Source organism: Nocardioides marmoraquaticus (assembly GCF_054777915.1).
Window position 1 is genome coordinate 46,662 of sequence record NZ_BAAHAA010000006.1, and the last position, 21,702, is coordinate 68,363.

Below are 21,702 nucleotides of genomic sequence, written 5' to 3' on the forward strand. Positions count from 1 at the left end.
CTTCTCGAACGACAAGCCCCCCGCCGGCCGGCCCGCCTACTTGTCGAACACCGTCCCGCGGAACTTCGGCGGCGGGGCGAAGGGCTTGAGCGCGAAGCAGGAGGCGACGTAGACGCCGTCGTCGTTGGGCCACTGGTCGACGGCGCCGGGGAAGGACTGCGCCTCGAGGTCGGGACGGCCCGTCGAGACCCGCGAGAGCAGCGCGGTGCAGGCCTTGTCGAGGCGGGCGTACTCGGCGTCGGTGAGGGCGACGTACGGGCCGTCGCCGCCGCGCCGCTTCGCCCGGTCAGCGTCGATGGCGCCGTCGGCGATCGCGGTGTTGAGGACCATCTCGCCGATCTCCTCCGCCTGGTGCGGGCGTCCGCACGGCACCTGGCGGCCGGGGATGTCGAGGCAGACCCGCTCGCGCTGCGGCACGGACTCGGTGGCGAGGTCGTCGAACATGACGTCGCCCGGCGAGGCCTGCTCGAGCGTGCAGACGAACTGGCGCTGGCCGTCGGTCCACAGGTCGGCGGGCACGGGGTCCCAGGCGAGTCGCAGGCCGCCGTCCGACCGCAGCGCGGGGCCGAGCTGCACGGCCGGCGCGTCGGAGGCGCGCTGCGCCTGGCCCCACACCGAGCCGGCGAGGCACCGGCCGTTGACGGCGTCACGGACCTTCCTGGACAGCGGCGTGGTGCGGTCGAGGAGGTCGGCGTACGACGTGACCAAGCGGTCGAGGGCGGGCGGCAGCGCGACCATGTCGTAGAGCTCGAGGGCGTGCGGCTCGGCGCAGTCGACCTGCTGGTTGAACGACGCGTCGTCGAGCATCGCCTCGGCCAGGCGGTCGTCGCCGTCGGCGTACTGCTCGGTCCAGTCGGCGAAGCCGTCGGCGCCGAGCGCCTGCGGCAGCTGCTCGTCGGTCCAGCAGGTGCCGGCGGCGAGCTCGGCGCGGGGCGCGGACGCCTCCGCCGAGGGTGCGGGGTCGTTGTCGGAGGACGAGCCCGAGCAGCCGCCGAGGAGCAGCAGCGCGGCGGCCACGGGCAGGGCGAAGCGGGTCAGATGCTGGGCGGGCACGCAGACCAATGTCGCACGAGCGGCCCGCGCGCCCGAAACGGTCAGGCGGTGGCGCCCGCGAGCGCCGCGGCGATGCGGCGTACGGCGTCGTCGACCTGCTGCGCCGCCTCGGCGTGGGTCTCGGTCCCCCGCCGGTAGGGGTCGGGTACGTCGAGGTCGCTCGCGGCCACCTCGGAGCGGCGCTGCGCGGCGGCCCGCAGCGCGGGGCGCAGGTCGTCGACGGGCTGGTCGTCGAGGAGGGCGGCGAGCTCCTTGAGGGTGAAGGTCCGGTGCAGCGCGACCGGTGCCTCCTCGAGCACCCGGGAGCGGATGTCGGTGGTGGCGGTGAGCACGAGGTCGGCCTGCTCGACCATGGCGCGGGTGAGTCGCCTCGCGGCGAAGCCCTCGTCGCTGCCGCCGCGCTCACGCAGCTCGGCGGCGGCTTGGCGGTCCATGGGCTCACCGACGAGCGCGTTGGTCCCCGCCGACGTGACCTCGACCCCCTCGGGGAGCCGGGCCCGCAGCAGCCGCTCGGCGAGCGGGGAGCGGCAGACGTTCCCGACGCAGACGACCAGGATGCGGGGTGCGGTCACACCGCGGACTGTAGTGAAGGGGATCGCCGGTAGGCTGGGCTCGCGCCGACGTGGGACGAGGTCCCGACCGGCGGCCTCCCGCGCCCCGTGACGGTGGCGCCCCTCGAGCAGGAAGTCCTCACGCATGTCCACGCCCACCACCCAGCGCCGCGACCTGCGCAACGTCGCGATCGTGGCCCACGTCGACCACGGCAAGACCACCCTGGTCGACAAGATGCTGTGGCAGGGCGGTGTCTTCGGCGAGCACGACCACGTCGACGAGCGCGCCATGGACTCCGGCGACCTCGAGCGCGAGAAGGGCATCACCATCCTCGCGAAGAACACCGCCATCCACTACGCCGGCCCGTCCGCCGGCGGCGAGCCGATGACCATCAACATCATCGACACCCCCGGCCACGCCGACTTCGGTGGCGAGGTCGAGCGTGGCCTGTCGATGGTCGACGGCATCGTGCTGCTGGTCGACGCCTCCGAGGGTCCGCTGCCGCAGACCCGCTTCGTGCTGCGCAAGGCGCTCAACGCCGACATGCCCGTCGTGCTGGTGGTCAACAAGACCGACCGCTCCGACGCGCGCATCAGCGAGGTCGTCGACGACACCTACGAACTGTTCATGGACCTGCTCGACGAGTCGCACAGCCAGGACGCGCTCGACTTCCCCGTCGTCTACGCCAGCGCCAAGGCCGGCAAGGCCTCGCTCGAGCAGCCCGCCAACGGCGACGTGCCCGACTCCCCCGACCTCGAGCCGCTGTTCAAGACCATCCTCGAGACCATCCCGGCGCCCCGCTACACCGAGGACGCGCCGCTGCAGGCCCACGTCACCAACCTCGACGCCAGCCCGTTCCTGGGCCGGATCGCGCTGGTGCGGGTGCACGAGGGCACGCTGCGCAAGAACCAGAACGTCGCCTGGATGCGCACCGACGGCACGGTCAAGAACGTCAAGATCACCGAGCTGCTCGTCACCGAGGGCCTCGAGCGCAAGCCCGGCGAGCAGGCGGGCCCCGGCGACATCGTCGCCATCGCCGGCATCCCCGACATCATGATCGGCGAGACCCTCGCCGACGCCGAGAACCCGGTCGCGCTCCCCCTCATCACCGTCGACGAGCCCGCCATCTCGATGACGATCGGCGCCAACTCCTCGCCGCTCGCCGGTCGCGGCCCGACCAAGAACACGAAGGTCACGGCGCGCCTGGTCAAGGACCGCCTCGACGCCGAGCTCGTCGGCAACGTGTCGCTGCGCGTGCTCCCGACCGAGCAGCCCGACGCCTGGGAGGTGCAGGGCCGCGGCGAGCTCGCGCTGGCGATCCTCGTCGAGCAGATGCGGCGCGAGGGCTTCGAGCTGACCGTCGGCAAGCCGCAGGTGGTCACGCGCGAGGTCGACGGCAAGGTCCACGAGCCGGTCGAGCGCCTCACCATCGACGCCCCCGAGGAGCACCTCGGCGCCATCACGCAGCTGCTCGCGCTGCGCAAGGGCCGCATGGAGCAGATGACGAACCACGGCACCGGCTGGATCCGGATGGAGTTCCTCGTCCCCGCCCGCGGCCTGATCGGCTTCCGCACCGAGTTCCTCACCGAGACCCGCGGCACCGGCATCGCCCACCAGGTCTTCGAGCGCTACGAGCCGTGGGCCGGCGAGATCCGCTCCCGCAACAACGGCTCCCTGGTCGCCGACCGCTCCGGCGCCGCGACGGCGTACGCCATGACCAACCTGCAGGAGCGCGGCGTGATGTTCGTCGAGCCCACCACCGAGGTCTACGAGGGCATGATCGTCGGCGAGAACTCCCGCGCCGACGACATGGACGTCAACATCACCAAGGAGAAGAAGCAGACCAACATCCGGTCCGCCACCTCCGACAACTTCGAGAAGCTGATCCCGCCGAAGAAGCTCTCCCTCGAGCAGAGCCTGGAGTTCTGCCGCGAGGACGAGTGCGTCGAGGTCACCCCCGACGCCGTCCGGATCCGCAAGGTGCACCTGAGCGCCAACGACCGCGCCAAGTCCGCCGCCCGCGCCCGCCGCGGCTGACGCGTCGTACGCCGCCCGGGGTCGCCCGGGCGGCGTTATCGGGCGCTCGCCCGGGACGGCGTGTGTCGCGGCCCCCTCGTCGCACGTCCGCGGTCGTGCACCCCGGCCACGGCATCCTGACCGGCCGGGCACCCGGGAGGACAGGGGCGCGCCGGGTGGGCCGCCCGCCCGGTCCCGCAGCGCGGCGCCACCACGGCACCCACCAGGCCCCGGCGCCCGGACCCGGATCGGGCCGCGGTGTCATCGCGCGCCGCGGACGACCCCGTAGAAGGCGATCGCGATCAGCAGCGACGCCAGGGGCGGACCTGGTGGCAACCCGAGCACCAGGCCGAGGATGCGGACCGGCTCGGAGGCCACGAGTGCCCACCCGGCCCACGCCGGCACCAGGTCGCGCTGGCGGAGCATGGCGATGCCGAGCACCAGGCCCCCGCCCAGGGCGCCGAGGCCGAAGACGGCGTACATCGCGATCGCCGCGGGGGTCATGTGCTGGTCGACCCCCTGACGTACGCCGCGGCGTCGCCGCCCGCGCTCGCGACCGACACCGCGACCAGGGTCTCCACGGGCAGCGCCACGAAGAAGACGTAGCCCGTGGCCATCGCCCAGCCCCCGAGGGCCGCCAGGCGGGGTGTCCGGTCGGCGAGCCGCGAGGCAACGGCCCAGATGCCGGGCACGAGCAGGGCGGCGGCGAGCAGCGAGACCACCGAGCCCGCCTGGATCAGCCCGGTGTGCTCCCGAGCGACCGCGAGCACCTCGGCGGTGTTCTCTGCGTCGGCGTACCCCGGGATCAGGGCGACGGCGGCGTTGGTGACCGCGAGGGCCAGCGGTCCGCCGATCGCGGCGGTCGCGGCGCCGGGCAGGACCCAGCGGGCGCGCCGCCCGCTGGCGGTGTCGGGCGGGTCGATGGTGGTCATGTGGGCCTCCGTCCACTGGGGACCTCGCACGCTAGGTAGCCGGCGGCCGCGCCACATCGGCACGATGGCCTATTCCCAAGGCGACCTCGCCGGCCGACGATGGCGAGGTGCACCGGCCGCGCGCCCTTCGGAGCCCCGGCCCGTCGCTGCTCCTGGCCGGCGGGCTGGCGGCGTACGTCGCCTCGCTGTGGCTGCCGTGGCGCGACACCGAGCTCGTGCTCGGTGCGGTCACGCGCGGGGTGATGGCGCTCGCCGGGGTCACGCTGCTCGCGCTCGTGGCGCGGGTGCCCCCTCGCCGCCCGCTGCGCACCCCGTTGCTGCTCCTCGGGGCGAGCGTCGTGGCCTACCCCTCGGTGCTGGCCCTGGCGGCGACGCAGCGCTCGGGGCCGGTCGTCGAGACGCTGGCCGCAGGCTGGCACACGCTGCCCCTGACCCTGGTCCAGCTGGTGCCGCTGCTGGCGAGCGCCCGCGCCGTCGGGCGCCGCCACCGTCGTCCGGAGCACATGGTCGTGGTCGTGGCGGTGGTGGGCGCGGCCCTGACGGTGGTGTCGCTGGCGCTGGCCCCGGGCTCGGTGCTGCTGCTCGCGGTGGCGAGCGCGCTGTGGTTCGGCTCCTTCGCGGTCGCCCCCGTCGTGACGTGGCTCGCGGTGCGCGGCACGAGCGGGGAGGTACGCCGCCGCGCGCTCGTCGCCGCCCTCGCCTCGCTGGTCCCGGTCGTGGTCATCACCGGGTGCGTCACCCTCGGCCTGCTGAGCCCCGCCCTCGGGGCGTCGGGGCCGGAGACGCCCACGACCCTGCTCATGCTCGGCTTCTCGGCCGGGACCCTGCTGTGCGGCTGCCTCGGCCTCGGTGCGGTCGGTCCCCACGACGGTGCGCTGCTGCAGACCGGGGTGGTGCTGGCCACGCTGCACGGCGTGCTCGCGGGGCTCAGCCTTGTGCTGGGCACGGTGGCGGCGGTGGTGTGCGGCTCCGCGTCGGTGCCGACCGCCGGCGCAGTCGCCACCGGCGTCGCCGTCGCCCTCGTCGCAGGCCTGTCCTGGTGGTGGCTGCACGGGTGGACCCGTCGGGTGGTCGACCCGGCAGAGGCGGTCCGCCACGAGCTGGCGCTGGTCGGCCGGGACGACGACGAGCGCGGCGCCCTGGTCCACGTGCTGCGGCGGGTGACCGGCGACCCCGACCTGGTGGTGGCCTACCCCGGGGCCGGCGACCACGAGCCGGGCGACGGCGTCGTGCTGGCCCGTGACGTCGCAGGTGCGGCGACCGTCGTGGCCCTCCCCCGCGACGAGGCGGCCCGAGGGCGGCTGCGCGCCCTGGGTGACGCCGACGACGTGGTGCGACCGGCGCTGCTGGAGGCCCGGCTCGCGCAGCAGGCCCGCCGCGCCGAGGACGCGGCCGCGCACGAGCGGCGCCGGTTACGAGGCGACCTGCACGACGGGCTGCAGGGCCGGCTGATCGGTCTGGCACTGCAGCTGCAGCTGGGAGCGCGCACCCTCGAGGACCCCGCGGCCGCACTGCTCGCGGAGGAGGCCGTGACGGGGCTGCGCGCCGCGGTCGACGACGTGCGCGCCCTGGCGGGGGGCCGGCTGCCCGACGTCCTGGTCGACCACGGCCTGCCGCCCGCCCTGCGCGCGCTGCTGCGTCCGGTCGGCTCCCTCGTCGACCTCGACCTGCCCGAGCGACGCTTCGGTCCGCGCGCAGAGGCGACGGCGTACTTCCTGGTGGGCGAGGCGGTGACGAACGCGCTCAAGCACGCCGAGGCCGGCCGGGTGCGCGTGAGGGTGTGGCTCCCCGACGACGCCCGGGTGTGCGTCGTTGTCGAGGACGACGGCCAGGGCGGTGCCGACCCGAGGCTCGGGTCCGGCCTGAGGGGTCTCGCGGAGCGGGTCGCGGCCGCCGGCGGCAGCCTGGTGGTCCGCGACGGGCCGACCGGCACGGACGGTCCGCGCGGCACCGCGGTCGAGGCGGTGCTGCCGTGCGGATCGTGATCGCCGAGGACCAGGTGCTGCTGCGCGACGGCCTGGTACGGCTGCTCGAGGATGCCGGGCACGCGGTCGTCGCCGCGGTCGGTGACGCCGCTCGGCTCGTCGAGGAGGTCAACGCGCTGCGCCCCGACCTCGTCGTCACCGACGTGCGGATGCCTCCCGAGCAGACCGACGACGGGGCGCGGGCGGCGGTGTTCCTGCGGCGCCGCTTCCCCGACCTGGCCGTGATGGTGCTGACGCAGGGCGTCGACCCCCGGACCGCGACCACCCTCGTCGACGGGCGCGTCGACTCCTTCGGCTACCTGCTCAAGGACCGGGTGCTCGACACCGGGCGCTTCCTCGAGCAGCTCGCCGAGGTCGGGTCCGGGGGCACCGTGCTCGACCCCAGCCTCGGCGAGGGTCTCGGCGGGCTGCCCGGCCTGACCGAGCGCGAGGTCGAGGTGCTGGCCCGGCTCGCCTCGGGGCGCGCCAACGCCGGCATCGCCGCCGACCTCGTCGTCTCGCGCCGTACCGTCGACGCCCACCTGCGCTCGATCTTCACCAAGCTCGCCCTGCCCGTCGGCAGCGACGACAACCAGCGGGTCCTCGCCGTGCTGGCCTGGCTGGGTCGCGACGCCGCCCGCTGAGGGCGCAGGTCACGGAGGCCGGTCCGCCCCGAGACCGTGGGCGCGAGCGAGGACGGCGGCTGCCTCGCGGGAGTCGACACCGAGGGCGCGGACGAGGTCGGTGAGCCGGTTGCGCACCGTCTTCGGCGAGAGGTAGAGCCGGGCCGCGATCTGCTGCACGCCGAGGTCGGCAGCGACCAGCTCGAGGAGCTCGCGCTGCCGGGAGGACAGCGCTGCGAGCGAGGAACTCTGGTCGGGCACCGCCAGCGCCGCCGCGGTGAGCGGCGCACCGGCGCCGCGACCCAGCACCGTCGCTCCGTGCGACGCGGCACGCACCGCGGCTTGGAGCTCGGCGGGGTCGGCGTCCTTGAGCAGGTAGCCGTCGAGCCCCGCGCCGAGTGCCCGCAGGACGGCCGCCGGGTCGGCGTCGAGGGTCAGCACGAGGGCCCGGGCACCGGGCCAGCGCTCCTTGAGGTGCGCGGCCAGGGCGACACCGTCGCCGTCGGGCAGGTTGAGGTCGACCACGCAGACGTCGGGGGCGGCCTCCGGCTCGAGCGCCCGAGCCTGCGCCGCCGAGCTGGCCACCGCGACGACCCGGATGTCGGGGTCGCCCGACAGCAGGCTCCGCATCCCTGCCAGCACGACAGGATGGTCGTCGACCAGCACCACGTCGATCATCGTGCCTCCGGCAGCACGACGCTCATGGTCGTGCCGGCGGCGCCGCTGACCACCTCGAGCCGGCCCCCGATCTCCTCGGCGCGTGCGCGGATGGAGGACAGACCGGTGCCCGGCACGACCGGACCACCACGGCCGTCGTTCCGGACGACGATCTCCACCGACGACCCGCAGCCGGACGACGTCCGCCGCACGCTCACGTCGACCCGGCTCGGGCTGCCGTGTCGCACGGCGTTGGTGACGCCCTCGGCCACGGCGCGGTACGCGACTCCGGCCACGTCGTCCGCGAGCGCCTCGGGGACGCCGTCCGCGAGGGCGACGACGATGCCGCGGCTCGCGCCAAAGGCGTCGACGAGGCCCCGCAGCGCCTGCTCGAGCGTGGCGTCGTCGAGCACCGACGGGGTCAGCCGAGCGACGATCCGGCGCAGCTCGGCCTGGCAACCAGCCAGGGCGTCGGCGACGTCGTCGAGCACGCCGAGGTCGGCGTGCGCCCCGCGCTCGGCCGCGACGCGCATCGCGAGGCCGGAGAGGACCGGGCCGAGGTCGTCGTGCAGGTCCCGCAGGATCCGGGTGCGCTCCCGCTCCCGCTCGCGCTCGGTGTCCGCGCGGGCGTGGTCGGCGTCGACGGCCAACGTCACGGCCCGCACCACCAGGGCGACCGTGGGCGCGAGCCGGTCGACGACGTCCTCGTGGCGCCGCTCGACGGTTCCGTCGCGAGGGGCGCGGAGCAGCATCGTGCCGACGACCACGCCGCCGACCCGGAGGGACCGGGCGTGCCAACCGGGGGGCGGGACGACGTCCTCGAGCACGACCCTCGCCTCCGCCAGCCCGCTGCCGCGCACGACCATGGCCGCCGTGCGGCCCAGCAGCTCGCGCGGGCCGGCGTCGGTGGCGAGACCGGCCGACACGGCGGCGAGGTCCTTCGGGTCCAGCACCCCGGGGCCGTAGCGGTGCCGGAGGTGCTCGCGGCGTACCCAAGCGGCGGAGGGCAGGGCGAGCGCGACGGCGGCCAGCCCCGCGACCCAGCCCAGCGCCGTCGCCGCCCTGATCTGCTCAGCCACGGCGAAGCGTCCGACCAGCGTCCCGACACCGGAGGCCACACCGACGACACCGACTGCGAGCAGCACGTCGAGCGCCGTCTCGACCATCGGGGGCGGGGGGCGCGAGGTCGCCGAGGCCGCGACGAGCCACGCGGTGCCCGCGATGCCGACGCAGCCGATGACGGCGTACGCCGTGTCCGAGGCCAGGCGTGACGCGAGACAGCCCGCCACCACGGTCGTCAGGCCCACCACCCCCAGCCAGGCGCGCCACCGGCGGGCCGGCGGGTCGTGCTGCGCCGACTCCGCCAGCAGCGCGGGGACGAGCAGGGCGACGAGCAGTCCCGGCGATGTCGTCGCCACGGTCTCCGCGACGTCGGCGGCCAGCCCTGCTCCGGGCTCGCTCGGTCGCAGCAGGGCGATCACGACGACACCGGACGGCACGACCGCACCCACCGCGACGGCCGCCCATGCGGTGCGGGAGCGCGGCGTCCGGTCGAGCGCCACGGCGCCACCCAGGCAGAGCAGGGGCCAGACGAGGAGCGGGAGCATGAAGCCACCGGCGAGCTGGTCGTGGGGCAACACCACGAAGAGAGGGACGACGCCGCCCGCGAGACCCACCGTGCCGAGCACGACCGGCAGCGCGATCCCGTCGCCGGTGTCCGTGTCGACGTCGATGCCTCCGACGCCGTGAGCGCGCCCGACCGCGTCGGCGCCTCGGACGTGGCCGAGCGGGCTCGCGTGGGTCATGGCCCCATCCTCGGCCCATCGCCGACCGCTCGACAGCCCTCGGACGACGATCGGGACCTCGTCGGGACGGGATCGGGACCGGTCGGGACGCGGAGGTCTCGCCCTGGGACGCCCCGGCGTCACAGACTCGACGGACCGCGCACCGAGCGCGCCAGCGGCCACGAGCAGGAGAGCCCCATGTCCGAGACCACCACCCGCACCACCGGAGCCCGCGGGGTCCGCGTCCCCTCGTACCGCGTGCTGCTGGGCGCCGCAGTGCTCGGCACCACCGTCATGCTGCTCAACCTCGTGGCCGCGATCGCCACCGACCAGCCGCCCGACCGGCCGCGGACGCACCAGGAGCAGATCGTCGGAGTCCTCGGCTTCGGTGGCCTCGGCCTGGCGATCGCCCTGGCCGTGGCGTGGTGGGCGCGGTCGGGAACGCCGCACAGCCTGGCGCGCCGACGGACCGGCGCCGTCGTGCTCGGGGCCCTCGCGGTGCCGGGGGTGGTCTTCTTCTTCTCCGCGCTGCCCGCGATGCTCGGCGTCACCGCAGCTCACCTGGCCGGTCTCACCCCGGGTCGACGGCGCTTGGACGGCCTGGCGCGGACGTTCGGCACGGTCGGCCTCGTGATCGCCGTCCTCGACCTCGTGGTGATCGTCGTCGGGGTGAGCCTCGCCTGGACCGTGGGCTGAGGGACCCTCTCAGTCGTCGAGCAGCAGCCGGGTGAGCGAGGCGAGGTCACCGGTGAGGTCCTGCTCGCCGACGCGCACCTGGGTCTCACCGACCTGGATGGCGTAGACGAACCGGTCGGGCGCAGGACCGCTCGACGCGGCCGCCGCGGCCTGCAGGTCGACGCGCTCGACCAGCTCGCGCACCTGCGGCACGCGGGGGTCGTCGTCGGAGGTGAGGTCGAGCCGGGCCTCGCGCACCATGCCCGCGACGCCGCCGGTGCGGCGTACCGACACGGTGGCGGCCGGCGCCGGCTCGGGGGTCGGCGCGGTCGTGGGCGCCCCGGGGGTCACGCCGACCTGCTGCCACGCCTCGGTGACGGCGGCCGCGTGGTCGCCCGCTGCGGCGACGGTGGCGGCGGCGAAGCCGGCGAAGTCGGTGCGCGGGCCCACCGTGAGCAGGGCGTCGTACCAGATGCGACCGGCACCGCTCCACGACTCGCCCCCGACCGCCTGCGCGGCGAGCGCGAAGGCGCGGTTGGGGATGCCGCTGTTGACGTGCACGCCGCCGTTGTCGTCGTCGGTGACCACGTAGTCGTCGAGGTGGCCGGGCTGGGGGTCCTGGCCCAGGCGTGGGTCGTCGTAGGCCGTGCCGGGCTCGATCATCGAGCGCAGTCCGCGACCCTGGACGCCGGGCAGGAAGATGCCCTCGCCGACGATCCAGTCGGCCTCGGCCGCGCCCTGGCCGAGCACCCGCTGCTTGACGCAGGCGCCGACGACGTCGGCGACCGATTCGTTGAGCGCTCCCGACTGGTCCTGGTAGGCGAGGTCGGCCGTAGCAGTGACCAGGGCGTGCGCCAGCTCGTGGGCGAGCACGTCGACGGGCTTGGTGAAGCGGTCGAAGACGACGCCGTCACCGTCGCCGAAGACGAGCTGGGTGCCGTCCCAGAAGGCGTTGACGTAGTCGTCGCCGTAGTGGACGGTCGCCACCGCCGTCGACCCGGCACCGTCGAAGGAGGCGCGCCCCCAGTCGGCGAAGAGCTGCTGGGTCGCCCCGAGGCCCGCCGCTGCCTCGTCGACCGCCGCGTCGCCGGTCTCGGGCTCGCCCTCGCTGCGCACCAGCCGACCCGGCAGCTCGGTGCCGTTGTCGGCGTCGTGCACCGCCCACAGACCGGCGCTGGTGGGCGGCGCCGCGAGCGCCGTACGCCGCTCCCGGATCGCCGCGTCGACCTCGCGGGTACGGGCGACGCAGCGGGCGACCCGCTCGTCGTCGGCCTCGGCCAGTCGGTCGAGCAGGTAGGTCGGGATGAAGGAGCGCATGCCCCCACCCCACACCCGACCCCCGACAACCTCAAGGGTGACCGCGGGCGGCGATGCGCCAGCGAGACCGAGCCACGACCTGGGACGCGGCTGCGACGGCGCGCAGGGTCAGCGACGCCCTCGCGTGACGTACACCAGCGCAGGCCGGACGTCGACGATGTAGACGATGCTCGCGACGGTGCCGAGGATCGTGAAGATGAAGAAGCCGGGGATGAAGACCGCGGCCGCGGCCGAGAGGCCGGTCAGGAGCAGCCACGCCTGCTTGGTGAGCTTGTCGGCGGCGACGTAGGCGTCGGAGGGCCGCAGGGCGGCGTCGACGAAGGCCCACACCTTGAAGAGCAGGAGGGCGAAGAGGCCCACCATCACGACGCCGTCGCGGAAGTCGAACAGGTCCACGGGCTCAGGGTACCGATCCGCACCACGTGGGCCGCCGAGCAACCGCGCACGACAACAGGCCCCCGGACCGAGGTCCGGGGGCCTGTCGGCGCTGGTCCCGCGCGAAGGGAGGGGTCACGCGGGGCCGCACTCCCCGCCGCCCGTCGGCGACGGGTGCCTAGGGGTGGCTCAGGAGGTGGCCTTCGCGGCGGTGTCCTGCGCCTTGTCGGCGGCCTTGGCGGCGGTCGCCTGGGCGGAGGCGGTCGCCTTCGACGCGGTCTTCTTGGCGGTCGAGGTGGCGGACGACGCCTTCTTGGCCGTGGTCTTGCGAGCCTCGGAGGCCTTGGCGGTGGCCTTCTTGGTGGTCGGGGCCTTCTTGGCGGCGCTCTGGCGCGTCGACTTCGTCGCCGGGGCCTTGCTGCCCGAGGACTTCTTCGCCTGGGCGGCCTTGGCGCGCTCACGACGCACGACGGTGGAGCTGTTGGGGGCCTCGCGCACGGCGGTCACGGCCTTGTAGCCGTCCTTGCGGATGGCCTCGACCAGCTTCTCGCCGCGGGCAGCGAGCTCCTCGTAGGCCTTGGTCAGCTCGGCCAGGGCCTCGTCGATCTGCGCCTGCACCTTGCCGGGCAGCGCGCGGACGTCGGCCTGCAGCTCGGCGACGCGGGACTCGAACTTCTTCTGCGCGTCCTTCGCGTCCTTGGTGAGCTCCTCGACCCGCTCGTTGACCGCGGAGACGGCCTGGTCCTGCAGCGCCTTGGGGTCGCGCTCGACCTTGCTGACGCGGGCCTGCGCGTCGCTGATGACGCCGTGGGCGGTCTTCTGGGCCTCGGAGGCGTAGCCGCGGGCGACCTCGAGGGCGACCTCGGTGGCGCCGGCGACGGCGTACAAGGGCTTCAGGGCGGTGTTCTTGGCCATGATCAATCTCCTTCTGTGGGGCGGGTGGTGGTCTGCTCGGCTCCCTGAGCGGGGAGCGCGGGTTCGGGGACGGCGGTCTCGCTGCGCTCGAGGGCGGTGACCCGGCGGAACGCCTCGTAGGTGTCGAGCAGCACGTGCTTCTGCCGCTCGGTCAGGTCGGGGTCGCCCAGCACGGCCAGCTCGACCGAGCGGATCTCGTGGTCGGCGGGATGCACGATCCCGGCCTGCACGTAGAGCTGCTCGGCGCTGATCCGCAGCGCCTTGGCGAGCTGCTGGAGCACCTCGGCAGAGGGGCGACGCAGCCCGCGCTCGATCTGGCTGAGGTAGGGGTTGGAGACCCCCGCCTGCTCCGCCAGCTGACGCAGCGAGAGCTCGGCAGAGACGCGCTGGTCGCGGAGGTAGTCCCCCAACGACTCAACCGTCTTGCCGACCTTGCTCTTCGCCATGACCCCTACTGTGCTAGCAACTGCTAGCGCGATCAACCCGAGGCAGGGTGAAGGCAGTCACATCCAGGCTCAGACGTGAGGAATCCTTCGTGCTAGCACTGCTAGCGAGCCGCTCGCAGCCGCCGCTGGTCGGGCTCGTCGAGACCGCTCACGGCAGCACGGCGCGCACCTCGCCGACCTCGACTCCCCCGCCGAGCAGCGGCGTACGGCCGGTCGCCCGCACGGCCTCGGCGTCGACGCCCGGCTCGTCGAGCACGCCGATGCGCTCCAGCAGCGCCGCCATCAGCACCGGCCGGGCGCGGGCGGCGCCGTCGTCGGTCTTGGTCGCGATCGCGCGTCCGTCGGGCAGCGCGACCGCGTAGCACGACTCCGCGCCCGCCTTGCCGATCGCGCCGGGGAGGGCCGTGAGCAGCTGCAGCTCGTCGCGGGTGCTGCCCGAGACGTACGACGGGTGCTCGCGCACCGCGGTCGCCACCCGCGCCTCCGGTCCCACGGTGGCCGTGGCCAGCGCGGCGAAGCCTCGGGCCAGGCCGGTCAGCGACGTCGCCAGCAGCGGCGCCCCGCAGCCGTCGACCGCGGTCACGGCGACCGGCTCGCCCGTCAACCGGGCGAAGGCCGCGGCGATCGCCCGCTGCAGCGGGTGGTCGGGGTCGAGGTAGTCGTCGGTCGACCAGCCGTTGGCCACGCAGGTGGCGAGCATGGCGGCGTGCTTGCCGGAGCAGTTCATCTGCACCGAGGCCTTCTGACCACCCTCGCGCAGCAGGGCCTCGCGTGCGGCGTCGTCGAGCGGCCAGTCGGGCGGCGTCTGGAGCGCGCTCTCGTCGAGGCCGGCACCCGCGAGCACCCGGCGCACGGCGTCGAGGTGGAAGGGCTCTCCCGAGTGCGACGCACACGCGATGGCGAGCAGCTCGCCGTCGAGCTCCAGCCCCGACTCGAGCATCCCGACCGCCTGCAGCGGCTTGTTGCAGGAGCGCGGCAGCACCGGCCCGCTCACGTCGCCCGCGGAGTCGACGACCTCCCCGTCGACCCCCAGCACCACCCACGACCCGCGGTGGTGCCCCTCGACGAACCCCGACCGCACGACCTCCGCGATGACCACGTGCTCCCCAGCAGACATGCCCGCGACGCTATCCCCGTCGTCGGGAGGGTCGTCACGGCCCTTCGAGACGGTCGCTGGGCGACCTCCTCAGGGAGCAGGAGGGCTGGGTGGCCTCGACAGGCTCGACCAACGACGGCTCGGTAAGGTCGCCCGCTCCCGGAGGTGCGAGCGGAGCGAGCCTGGCTGCCCCCTGAGGTGCGAGCGGAGCGAGCCTGGCTGCTCCCTGAGGTGCGAGCGGAGCGAGCCTGGCTGCTCCCTGAGGTGCGAGCGGAGCGAGCCACGAAGGGCGAGCCCGCATTGCCACCCAGCCGCTCTGCCACGATGAGCCGGTGCCGGACCCCCAGTACTGCCCGACCCCGCGCGAGCTCGACGACCTCGAGGTCCTGTTGAGCGGCGCGCTGGCCCCGCGCACGACCTTCGACGACGAGGTGCGTCTCGAGCTGCCCGACGAGCTCGCCGACCACGTGGCGCGAGGCGGGTCGGTCGAGCTGGTCGACCCGGAGGGGTTGCCGCTGGCGTCGTACGGCGCCGACCACCTGCTGCCGCTGGGGGCGCCGGCGTACGGCGCCTTCCGCCGGCTCCAGCGGGGCCCGGAGCAGGTGCGCGACCAGCACCCCGGCGCCGCCGTCGTGCCGCTGACCGCGCCGCTGACCGCGGCCCAGCTCGACGAACTGCCCGACGACGTCGTCCTGCTCGCCCTGACCGGCCACGGCACCCCTCGGGGCGTCAGCCAGGTCGGTCTCGTGCGCGCGACGCTCGCGGCCGCCCGCGTGCTGCGGGAGCGTGGCGTCGAGGCCACCGTCGTGACCGTCCCGCTGCCGGCCCACGGCGACGCCGCGCTCGACGCGAGCCTGCGCGACACGGTGGCAGCGGCGTACGGCGCGCCCGCGTCCCTCTCCCCAGCCGCCGGACCACTGCCCGACGTGGTCGCAGCGGTCGTGGCCCAGGACCAGCCGGGCGACGACGAGGTCGGCCTGGTCGTCTTCTTCACCGGCCTCTCCGGCAGCGGCAAGTCGACCATCGCGCGGGCGCTGCACGACCTGGTGCTGGAGGACGGACGCCGCACGGTCACCAGCCTCGACGGCGACGTCGTGCGCCGCCACCTCAGCGCCGGACTGACCTTCTCGCAGGCCGACCGCGAGACCAACATCCGCCGTATCGGCTGGGTGGCCGCCGAGATCGCGCGCCACCGCGGGGTGGCGATCTGCTCACCGATCGCGCCGTACGACGCCACCCGGCAGCAGGTGCGCGCGATGGTGGCGCAGGCGGGTGGGCGCCTGGTGCTGGTGCACGTCGCGACGCCGCTGGAGGAGTGCGAGCGGCGCGACCGCAAGGGTCTCTACGCCAAGGCGCGGCGCGGGGAGATCCCGGAGTTCACCGGCATCTCGAGCCCCTACGAGGAGCCGGACGACGCCGACGTCGTGGTCGACACGACCGGCCGGTCGGTCGCCGACTGCCTGGCCGACGTGCTCGCCGTGCTGCCGCTCGACCTGCACGGCACCCCCTGAAGACCGACCCGGCCCGCCCGCCGCTGTGGCCCGGGTCACCCGCCGGGGCGACGAACCGGACGTTTGGGTCAGCACGTCGGCGGCCATGATGAGCGACGTGTCCGCGGAATGGTCGACCGCGCGCCACGACGGCCTCGAACCGCCTTCGCCATTCCGACACGTCCACACCGTGCCGGGTCCGGAAGGGGAACGAGTCTCGCCGGATGACTAGACCGGGACGACACCGCCAGGCGACGAGTCGGGCGTGACAGTTCTACAGTTCGAACGCGCTTCAGCGATGGGGCGCGACGAACCACCACGGGGGAAGTTCACGCATGACCATTCAGCTGGTTCCGACGACCGGCACTGCCGGACACGTACGCGCCGGGGGGCTGCGCTACCTGCCGGTGGTGGCGTTCGGCCTCGACGTCGTCGTCGTGACGCTGTGCGTCGTCCTCGCCATCGTCGGGCGGGAGTCCCTGTGGCTGGGGGCGCCGATCGAGGTCGGTGAGAACGTCGAGGTGGCCGGGCCGCTCATCATCGTGGTCTGGGTCGCCGCCATCTTCTGCTTCGGCGGTCACCGCGGCCACGTCTTCGGGGCCGGCACGGACGAGTACAAGCGCGTCATCAACGCGTCGCTGGCGACCTTCGCCGCCGTCGGCATCGCTTCCTACCTGGCTCGCTACGAGCTCTCGCGAGGCTTCTACCTCCTGGCTGTCCTGCTGGGCGTCCCAGCCCTCGTCCTCGGCCGGCTGGCGCTGCGCCGGAGCCTGCAGCGCGCTCGGCGTGCGGGGGCCCTGCAGCACCGCGTCCTCATCGCCGGCACCGAGGGACACGTCGACGAGATCGCGTCCGTGCTCAAGCGGGAGCCGTGGCTGGGCTACGACGTCGTCGGTGCCGTCACCCCGGCGCAGAACGGGCGCAGCCACACGGGCTTCGGCATCCCGGTCCTGGGATCGTCCGCCACGATCGCGGCGACCGTCGAGGAGCTGGAGGCCGACGTCGTCTTCCTCGCGGGTGGCGCCTTCGACACCTCGGTCGAGCTCCGGCGCCTCGCCTGGGAGCTCGAGGACCAGGACGTCCAGGTCGTCATCGCCCCCAGCGTCACCGACGTCTCCGCCGAGCGGGTCAGCATCCGACCGGTCGGTGGCCTGCCGTTGATCCACCTCGAGAAGCCTCGGGCGCAGGAGGCGGCACGACGCGCCAAGCGCACCTTCGACGTGCTCGGGTCCGCCGCCCTGCTGGTCGCCTTCGCCCCGGTCTTCGCGTTCGCCGCGCTCGCCGTCAAGCGCGCCGACCGAGGCCCGATCTTCTTCCGCCAGGTCCGCGTCGGCCGCGACGGCCGCAGCTTCGCCGTGTGGAAGTTCCGCACCATGGTCACCGACGCCGAGGATCTCCTCGCCGAGCTCCACGCCCAGCAGGGCTACGCCGAGGGCCTCTTCAAGATGGAGGACGACCCGCGCACCACTCGCCCCGGCAAGTGGCTGCGCCGCTTCTCCATCGACGAGCTCCCGCAGCTCCTGAACGTGCTCAAGGGCGACATGAGCCTGGTCGGTCCTCGGCCCCCGCTCGACCACGAGGTCGCCCAGTACGACACCGACATGGCCCAGCGCCTGCGGGTCCGACCCGGCATGACCGGCCTGTGGCAGGTGTCCGGACGCTCCGACCTCTCCTGGTCCGAGGCCATCCGCCTCGACCTCTACTACGTCGACAACTGGTCGATGGTCCAGGACCTCACCATCCTCGGACGCACCTTCAGCGCAGTCTTCCGCTCGCGCGGCGCCTACTGACCCGACGCTGACCCCCGAACGCGGCGCCCCCCGCTATCCCCCGTTGACGGGGGGCGTCGCCTGGACCCGCACCTGCCGGTCACGGCCGCCGTCCCCGCGCGCAACGGCGCTCTGCGCCGCTCCCTGAGGTGCGAGCGACGACGCGGCGCGCCGCTCCCTGAGGTGCGAGCGACGACGCGGCGCACCGCTCCCTCAGGTGCGAGCGACGACGTGGCGCACCGCTCCCTGAGGTGCGAGCGCAGCGACCCACGAAGGGGCCCAACGCCTCACCGCACCCGCCGAGGGCTCACCGCCGCCCGAGAGCGCGGTACGTCCACCCGGCGGCGCGCCAGCGCTCCGCGTCCAGGCAGTTGCGTCCGTCGAGGACGCGCCGCTGCGCCACCAGTCCACCAACCCGCTCCGGGTCGAGGTCGACATAGTCCCGCCACTCCGTCAGCACCAACACGAGCTCGGCGTCCGCCAGAGCCTCGTCGACGTCGTCGACCATGCGGAGGTCGGGCCACTTGCGCTGCGCGTTGGCCACGGCCTGCGGGTCGGTGACCACGACGTCAGCACCCTGCAGCGACAGCTGGGCCGCGACGTTGAGCGCCGGGGAGTCACGCACGTCGTCGCTGTCGGGCTTGAAGGCGGCTCCGAGGACGGCGATGCGGCGGCCCTGGATGGAGCCGCCCAGCTCCTCGCGCGCCAGGTCCACCATCCGCACGCGCCGCCGCATGTTGATGGCATCGACCTCGCGGAGGAACGACAGCGTCTGGTCGGCGCCGAGCTCGCCGGCGCGGGCCATGAAGGCGCGGATGTCCTTCGGCAGGCACCCCCCGCCGAAACCCAGGCCGGCGTTGAGGAACTGACGTCCGATGCGTGCGTCCAACCCGATCGCGTCCGCGAGGAACGTCACGTCGCCACCCGAGGACTCGCAGAGCTCTGCCATCGCGTTGATGAAGGAGATCTTGGTCGCGAGGAACGAGTTGGCGGCGACCTTGATCAGCTGCGCGGTGGTGAGGTCGCCCACCAGCCGTGGGGTGCCGTCGGCGATGGCCTGGGCGTAGACCTCGTCGAGGACCCCGGCAGCGCGCTGACCCGCCTCGCCGTCGGGCACGCCGTAGACGATCCGGTCGGGGTGCAGCGTGTCCTGGACCGCCTTGCCCTCGCGGAGGAACTCGGGGTTCCACACGAGCGTGGCCTCGGGCTGCGCCCGGTGGACGAGCTCGGTGAGGCGCTCGGCCGTGCCGACCGGGACCGTCGACTTGCCCACGACCAGGTCGCCGGGCTTCAGCACCGGGAGCAGCGACTCGACGGCGGCGTCGACGTACGACAGGTCGGCGGCCATCTCGTTGCGGCGCTGCGGGGTGCCGACGCAGACGAAGTGTACCGTGGCGTCGGCGGCCCGAGCGATGTCGGTGGTGAACAGCAACCGACCGGTCGCGGCGGCGGAGGTCAGGATCTCGGGGAGTCCCGGCTCGAAGAAGGGCGCCCGGCCCTCGGAGAGCGCCTCGACCTGGTGCTCGAGCACGTCGACGCCCACCACGTCGTGCCCCAGCTCGGCCATGCAGGCCGCGTGCACGGCCCCGAGGTATCCACAACCCACCACTGACAGCTTCACGAGCCTGACCCTAGTGCGCGGCCCGGGGCGAGACGCCATCCGTTCGCGGTGGACGTGGTCACGTCGGACCGTCGCGAGCACCCGCGTCTCACCACGTGCTGCCGTGCGGCGAGCAGCGAGGACGTGGATAGCATGACGGCTGCTCCCCACGAGAGGTCTCAACCCCGATGACGCAGACCCACGCCGACTACCGGCTGAGCCAGCTCGACCAGCTGGAGGCCGAGTCGATCCACATCTTCCGCGAGGTGGCGGCCGAGTTCGAGAAGCCGGTCCTGATGTTCTCGGGCGGCAAGGACTCCATCGTCATGATGCGGCTGGCCGAGAAGGCGTTCTACCCGGCCAAGATCCCCTTCCCCGTGCTGCAGGTCGACACCGGCTACGACTTCCCCGAGGTGCTGCAGACCCGTGACAACTGGGTGCAACGGCTGGGCGTGCGACTCATCGTCGCCAGCGTCGAGGAGGCGATAGCCGACGGCGTCGTCGTCGACGACGGGAAGACCAGCCGCAACCGGCTCCAGATCGGCACGTTGCTGAACGCCATCGAGGAGAACGGCTTCACCGCCGCGTTCGGTGGCGGGCGCCGCGACGAGGAGAAGGCTCGCGCCAAGGAGCGCGTCTACTCCCACCGCGACGACTTCGGCCAGTGGGACCCGAAGAACCAGCGCCCCGAGCTGTGGAGCCTCTACAACGGCCGCATCCACGGCGGCGAGCACATGCGGATCTTCCCGCTGTCGAACTGGACCGAGCTCGACGTGTGGCACTACCTCGCCCAGGAGCAGGTTGAGATCCCGTCGATCTACTACTCGCACCAGCGCCGGGTGTTCCAGCGCGACGGCATGTGGCTCTCCGAGAGCGATCACAACCCGATCAAGGCCGGCGAGGAGGTCGAGGAGAAGACGGTGCGCTTCCGCACCGTCGGCGACCTGACGCTCACCGGGTGCGTCGAGTCCGAGGCCGACACCATCGAGAAGATCATCGAGGAGGTCGCCATCGCCCGGGTCACCGAGCGCGGCGCCACCCGCGGTGACGATCGCTTCTCCGAGGCCGCCATGGAAGACCGCAAGAAGGAGGGCTACTTCTGATGGCCGCCAACGACACCAACTCGACGGTCGAGCCTGTCGAGACCACCGAGCCGACCCTCGAGGACCTCGGCGTCGGCACCATGGACCTGCTCCGCTTCGCGACCGCCGGGTCGGTCGACGACGGCAAGTCGACCCTGATCGGACGGCTGCTGCTCGACTCGAAGGCGATCTTCGAGGACCAGCTCGAGGCCGTGGAGGCGACGAGCCAGTCCAAGGGCTACGACTACACCGACCTCGCGCTGCTGACCGACGGACTGCGCTCGGAGCGCGAGCAGGGCATCACGATCGACGTGGCCTACCGCTACTTCGCGACGCCGACCCGCAAGTTCATCATCGCCGACACCCCGGGCCACGTGCAGTACACCCGCAACATGGTCACCGGCGCCTCGACCGCCGACCTCGGCCTCGTGCTGGTCGACGCCCGCCAGGGCCTGACCGAGCAGTCGCGCCGCCACGCGGTGATCCTGTCGCTGCTCCGCGTCCCCCACCTCGTGCTCGCGGTCAACAAGATGGACCTCGTCGACTACGACAAGGCCGTCTACGACCGCATCCACCGCGAGTTCACCTCGTTCGCGACCAAGCTGTCGATCCCCGACCTCGAGGTCATCCCGATCTCCGCGCTCAAGGGTGACAACGTCGTGACGCGCTCGGAGAACATGCCCTGGTACAACGGCTCCTCGCTGATGCACCACCTGGAGAACGTCCACGTCGCCTCCGACCGCGACCTCATCGACGCCCGCCTGCCGGTGCAGTACGTCGTACGCCCGAAGTCCGACGAGTTCCACGACTACCGCGGGTACGCCGGCCAGGTCGCCGGCGGCGTGTTCAAGCCGGGCGACGAGGTCATCGTGCTGCCCAGCGGCCTGACCTCGAAGATCGCCGCCATCGACGTCTTCGACGAGGAGGTCGACGAGGCCTTCCCGCCGATGTCGGTGACGATCCGGCTCGAGGACGACGTCGACGTGAGCCGCGGCGACATGATCGCCCGGGTCAAGAACGCCCCCGAGCCGAGCCAGGACATCGACGCGATGATCTGCTGGATGACCAACAAGCCGCTCCAGCCGCGGCAGAAGCTGGCCATCAAGCACACCACCCGCACGGGCAGGGCGCTGATCAAGGACGTGCAGTACCGCCTCGACGTCAACACGCTGCACCGCGACCAGGCGGCCGGCCAGCTCGACCTCAACGAGATCGGCCGGGTGCAGCTGCGCACCACCGTCCCGCTGCTCGCCGACCCCTACTCCAAGAACCGGACCACGGGGTCCTTCATCCTCGTCGACGAGGCCACCGGCGTCACCGTCGGCGCGGGGATGATCAACTGACCCCAGACGCAGC

General features: G+C 73.4%; 20 protein-coding genes. 8 read left to right on the forward strand and 12 right to left on the reverse strand.

From position 1 onward, the window contains the following. Positions 1-36: 36 nt before the first annotated feature. Both ACYU8I_RS06205 and ACYU8I_RS06210 read right to left on the reverse strand, forming a co-directional pair. Positions 37-1,053: a hypothetical protein gene (locus ACYU8I_RS06205; protein WP_460838584.1), complete on the reverse strand. Its 1,017-nt coding sequence runs from the start codon at positions 1,051-1,053 to the stop codon at positions 37-39. A gap of 41 nt (positions 1,054-1,094) precedes the next feature. Beyond that, positions 1,095-1,625, reverse strand: a complete 531-nt coding sequence (locus ACYU8I_RS06210; RefSeq protein WP_460838586.1) for an arsenate reductase/protein-tyrosine-phosphatase family protein — start codon at positions 1,623-1,625, stop codon at positions 1,095-1,097. A 124-nt stretch (positions 1,626-1,749) separates the two neighbouring features. Here ACYU8I_RS06210 and typA point away from each other — a divergent pair, with 124 nt between their 5' ends. Further along, positions 1,750-3,642 (forward strand): translational GTPase TypA, encoded by a 1,893-nt coding sequence (gene typA, locus ACYU8I_RS06215; RefSeq protein WP_460838588.1) that lies wholly within the window; start codon positions 1,750-1,752, stop codon positions 3,640-3,642. Between the two features lie 240 nt (positions 3,643-3,882). Here typA and ACYU8I_RS06220 read toward each other — a convergent pair whose 3' ends face one another. Beyond that, positions 3,883-4,125 (reverse strand): hypothetical protein, encoded by a 243-nt coding sequence (locus ACYU8I_RS06220; RefSeq protein ID WP_460838590.1) that lies wholly within the window; start codon positions 4,123-4,125, stop codon positions 3,883-3,885. Further along, positions 4,122-4,553 (reverse strand): hypothetical protein, encoded by a 432-nt coding sequence (locus tag ACYU8I_RS06225; protein WP_460838592.1) that lies wholly within the window; start codon positions 4,551-4,553, stop codon positions 4,122-4,124. The genes ACYU8I_RS06220 and ACYU8I_RS06225 overlap by 4 nt, the downstream gene beginning before the upstream one ends. 107 nt (positions 4,554-4,660) lie before the next feature. On the opposite strand from ACYU8I_RS06225, the gene ACYU8I_RS06230 reads away from it, so the two are divergent. Further along, entirely contained in the window at positions 4,661-6,538 is a 1,878-nt protein-coding gene (locus ACYU8I_RS06230) for an ATP-binding protein (RefSeq protein ID WP_460838594.1), read from the forward strand. Next, positions 6,526-7,161 carry a response regulator transcription factor gene (locus ACYU8I_RS06235; RefSeq protein WP_460838596.1) on the forward strand — a complete coding sequence of 212 codons (636 nt, stop codon included), beginning with the start codon at positions 6,526-6,528 and terminating at the stop codon, positions 7,159-7,161. Before ACYU8I_RS06230 ends, ACYU8I_RS06235 begins: the two co-directional genes overlap by 13 nt. A 9-nt stretch (positions 7,162-7,170) precedes the next feature. Here the strand turns inward: ACYU8I_RS06235 and ACYU8I_RS06240 are convergent, their stop codons facing one another. Together ACYU8I_RS06240 and ACYU8I_RS06245 are read right to left on the reverse strand one after the other, a co-directional pair. After that, positions 7,171-7,818 (reverse strand): response regulator transcription factor, encoded by a 648-nt coding sequence (locus ACYU8I_RS06240; RefSeq protein ID WP_460838597.1) that lies wholly within the window; start codon positions 7,816-7,818, stop codon positions 7,171-7,173. Continuing rightward, on the reverse strand, positions 7,815-9,602 hold the full coding sequence (locus ACYU8I_RS06245; RefSeq protein ID WP_460838599.1) for a sensor histidine kinase: 1,788 nt from the start codon (positions 9,600-9,602) through the stop codon (positions 7,815-7,817). The genes ACYU8I_RS06240 and ACYU8I_RS06245 overlap by 4 nt, the downstream gene beginning before the upstream one ends. Before the next feature lie 177 nt (positions 9,603-9,779). Between ACYU8I_RS06245 and ACYU8I_RS06250 the strand changes: the two genes are divergently transcribed. Continuing rightward, on the forward strand, positions 9,780-10,277 hold the full coding sequence (locus tag ACYU8I_RS06250) for a hypothetical protein (protein ID WP_460838600.1): 498 nt from the start codon (positions 9,780-9,782) through the stop codon (positions 10,275-10,277). A 9-nt stretch (positions 10,278-10,286) separates the two neighbouring features. Here ACYU8I_RS06250 and ACYU8I_RS06255 read toward each other — a convergent pair whose 3' ends face one another. The 5 genes from ACYU8I_RS06255 to ACYU8I_RS06275 all read right to left on the reverse strand — a co-directional run bounded on the left by ACYU8I_RS06255 (position 10,287) and on the right by ACYU8I_RS06275 (position 14,426). Beyond that, the gene (locus tag ACYU8I_RS06255; protein ID WP_460838602.1) at positions 10,287-11,573 is read right to left on the reverse strand and encodes a protealysin inhibitor emfourin; all 1,287 of its coding nucleotides are present in this window, start codon (positions 11,571-11,573) and stop codon (positions 10,287-10,289) included. Between the two features lie 108 nt (positions 11,574-11,681). Continuing rightward, entirely contained in the window at positions 11,682-11,969 is a 288-nt protein-coding gene (locus ACYU8I_RS06260) for a DUF2516 family protein (RefSeq protein WP_460838604.1), read from the reverse strand. 168 nt (positions 11,970-12,137) lie between these two features. Beyond that, complete coding sequence (locus tag ACYU8I_RS06265; RefSeq protein ID WP_460838606.1) at positions 12,138-12,863, reverse strand: hypothetical protein; 726 nt, start codon at positions 12,861-12,863, stop codon at positions 12,138-12,140. 2 nt (positions 12,864-12,865) lie between these two features. Then, the gene (locus ACYU8I_RS06270; RefSeq protein WP_460838608.1) at positions 12,866-13,309 is read right to left on the reverse strand and encodes a helix-turn-helix domain-containing protein; all 444 of its coding nucleotides are present in this window, start codon (positions 13,307-13,309) and stop codon (positions 12,866-12,868) included. A 148-nt stretch (positions 13,310-13,457) separates the two neighbouring features. Then, entirely contained in the window at positions 13,458-14,426 is a 969-nt protein-coding gene (locus ACYU8I_RS06275; protein WP_460838610.1) for an asparaginase, read from the reverse strand. A 311-nt stretch (positions 14,427-14,737) separates the two neighbouring features. Here ACYU8I_RS06275 and cysC point away from each other — a divergent pair, with 311 nt between their 5' ends. Further along, on the forward strand, positions 14,738-15,916 hold the full coding sequence (gene cysC, locus ACYU8I_RS06280; protein ID WP_460838612.1) for an adenylyl-sulfate kinase: 1,179 nt from the start codon (positions 14,738-14,740) through the stop codon (positions 15,914-15,916). A 314-nt stretch (positions 15,917-16,230) separates the two neighbouring features. Next, entirely contained in the window at positions 16,231-17,685 is a 1,455-nt protein-coding gene (locus ACYU8I_RS06285) for a sugar transferase (protein WP_460838613.1), read from the forward strand. A 286-nt stretch (positions 17,686-17,971) separates the two neighbouring features. Here ACYU8I_RS06285 and ACYU8I_RS06290 read toward each other — a convergent pair whose 3' ends face one another. Beyond that, positions 17,972-19,285 (reverse strand): UDP-glucose dehydrogenase family protein, encoded by a 1,314-nt coding sequence (locus ACYU8I_RS06290; RefSeq protein ID WP_460838614.1) that lies wholly within the window; start codon positions 19,283-19,285, stop codon positions 17,972-17,974. 167 nt (positions 19,286-19,452) lie between these two features. Here ACYU8I_RS06290 and cysD point away from each other — a divergent pair, with 167 nt between their 5' ends. Next, positions 19,453-20,367, forward strand: a complete 915-nt coding sequence (gene cysD / locus ACYU8I_RS06295; protein WP_460838616.1) for a sulfate adenylyltransferase subunit CysD — start codon at positions 19,453-19,455, stop codon at positions 20,365-20,367. 80 nt (positions 20,368-20,447) lie between these two features. Then, a complete protein-coding gene (locus ACYU8I_RS06300) occupies positions 20,448-21,689 on the forward strand; it encodes a sulfate adenylyltransferase subunit 1 (protein ID WP_460838847.1) in 1,242 nt (413 codons plus the stop codon). Positions 21,690-21,702: the final 13 nt, after the last annotated feature.